Annotated in this window: 1 protein-coding gene; it reads left to right on the top strand. The window is 48.8% G+C overall.

Features of this window, described 5'->3' with window-relative positions; all coding sequences use genetic code 11:
• Positions 1-645 (top strand): hypothetical protein (locus tag K0T92_RS24645; protein WP_219875274.1); only part of this gene is annotated, 645 nt, incomplete at both ends.

Genomic DNA, 645 nt, shown 5'->3' with positions numbered 1-645 from the left:
CTGTTGTAGTCATAGCAAACTCGACAACAGATAAAGTAGTTGTAAAAGATGTACCAGCGGGAGCAACAGTAAACATCTACAACGAACTGGGTATCGTCATTGGAACGGCAACGAACGATGGCGGCAGTACAGGTGATGTGACCGTGAACATCCCAACTGGCCTGAACGAAGGTCAAGAGATCGATGCGACGATCACCGAGACGAACAAGCTGGAAAGCACGAAGACACCAGCGACAGCAGTGGCAGAAGTAAGTGCACCACCTGTTGTAGTCATAGTAAACTCGACAACAGATAAAGTAGTTGTAAAAGATGTACCAGCGGGAGCAACAGTAAACATTTACAACGAACAGGGTATCGTCATTGGAACGGCAACGAACGAAGGCGGCAGTACGGGCGATGTGACCGTAAACATCCCAACTGGCCTGAACGAAGGCCAAGAGATCGATGCGACGATTACCGAGGTAGACAAGCTGGAAAGCACGAAGACGCCTGCGACAGCAGTGGCAGAAGTAAGTGCACCACCTGTTGTAGTCATAGCAAACTCGACAACAGATAAAGTAGTTGTAAAAGATGTACCAGCGGGAGCAACAGTAAACATCTACAACGAACTGGGTATCGTCATTGGAACGGCAACGAACGATGGCG

Origin of the sequence: Paenibacillus oenotherae (genome assembly GCF_019443105.1) — a bacterium.
GTDB lineage: Bacteria > Bacillota > Bacilli > Paenibacillales > Paenibacillaceae > Paenibacillus_Z > Paenibacillus_Z oenotherae.
The sequence above is the reverse complement of the archived record's forward strand: the minus strand, read 5'-3'. Positions and strand labels throughout refer to the sequence as shown.